The organism is Vibrio sp. 10N.222.48.A3 (assembly GCF_041475345.1).
Lineage (GTDB): Bacteria > Pseudomonadota > Gammaproteobacteria > Enterobacterales > Vibrionaceae > Vibrio > Vibrio tasmaniensis_A.
Genome location: NZ_JBFRVX010000631.1, coordinates 1 through 1580, shown reverse-complemented (window position 1 = coordinate 1580; position 1580 = coordinate 1). Strand labels below are relative to the sequence as shown.

The 1580-nt window shown below is 47.2% G+C and carries 1 protein-coding gene; it reads right to left on the bottom strand.

Features of this window, described 5'->3' with window-relative positions; translation table 11 throughout:
- The coding region (traD, locus tag AB4653_RS17490) for a type IV conjugative transfer system coupling protein TraD (protein WP_372104842.1) at window positions 1–1580 on the bottom strand (1580 nt) is incomplete at both ends.

Genomic DNA, 1580 nt, shown 5'->3' with positions numbered 1-1580 from the left:
CGATATCTTGAGATATCGCCGACTCTTCGAGATCTTGTTGAGCGCGCTTTTGATAGTGACCGTCTGATTTGAGATTTTCTGCATCATCATTGACAAGATTTTTGACTGTTTTGCTTTGCGTGGCTTCTTTGATTTGGGCTGTCTCGAGCTTCATCTCTTCTGCAGTGTCAAATTGCTCTGATTGGCGGGTTGAGAGAGCATTACGCTCTTCTTCACTAAGGAAAAGCCCTGGAGCAACACACTCACAGTAAACGGCTTCTTGGTATGCTTTAATCATCGCTGGAGATAGGGTGTGTTCACGTTTGATAAAGGCTGGTGTCACATCTCGCATCTTATCAAAGTGCAACTCTAATTGAGTGATAAAGCTGCTTCCTGGTACGCGAAGGTAACATTGTAAATCATCCATGGCTTGGATTTCACTGCTAGAGACAACAGGGCGGGTGACGGTTTGGTGACCAATCGATACCCCATCACGCAACGCATTTGCACCGTAAGAAATGTTCTCTCTTGAGACGTCCACCTCTTGCTCACCCAAATCTTTGGATGAGATTTGCGCCATCTGCGCTGAGGGGGCGCGAAAGTAAAAGCGAGAGTTGAGTAAATCAAAAATAACGTCCGCGGTATTTTTTCCGTAGGTTTTCACGAGCTGCGCATAAGACTGGAGACCAATCACATAACAGCCCCCAAACTTACGCACTTCTGAAATGATGTTATCCAGCTCAGGCAGTTTATGCAGACTAGGCATCTCATCCATAATCACCCAGATACGGCGGTCTTCATCGGCTTTGAGTCCCAAAATAGCGTTAGAGGCAATGGCAAGCCAAGTTGAAATTAAAGGACGCAGTGAAGCGTGTTGCTGCGCGTTACTCGATAAGAACAAAAAGCCTTTTTGTTTATCATCTTGTACCCAATCGGTGATGGAAAACGGTTTGCGTTTGGGCTCTCCTTTCGCGTCTTTATCATCCAAGCCATCTAAAAAGCGTAGGCTCTTAATGTAGGTGGCGAGCACCGACTTAATGGAGATGGCCGTCTTTTTGATGTCTTTAGAGACCAGGGAAGCAGACTCTGTGCCTTGCAGGAAATTACCCAGGGTTTCAAGTTCAGACGTGAGTATCAGGCTAAGCAGCCTTGCGGTCGAGCAGGGCTTGTCATCTTGGCTCATGCGATACGCCGCACTTGAAAAGATAGTCCGTGCGGAATCAACCCAGAACGGATCACCTTCACCATGTTGCGGGATAAGCGCGTTCGCAATGTTTTCAAAATCAGGGGCATCCTTAGCATCACACCAGACATCCCAATTGGCGCAGCGTTCATCGAAGGGGTTGAGTAAGGTATCTTGGCTAGGGTCAAAGAACTTACTGGTAAAGGTGCAGCCTTTATCATAAATAATGGCTTTATCCCCACGTTTACGTATCCAGCGCAGGAGTTTACGAAGCATGACGGATTTACCTGCCCCTGTGGTGCCGTCGATGAGCATATGCTGAACTTCAAACTCACGCTTAAACAAGGCCAGCCCATCCACTTTGAAATCAGAAATCCGTCCGTTGCCTACACCCTGTCTTTTGAGTTTCTTTGCCCGT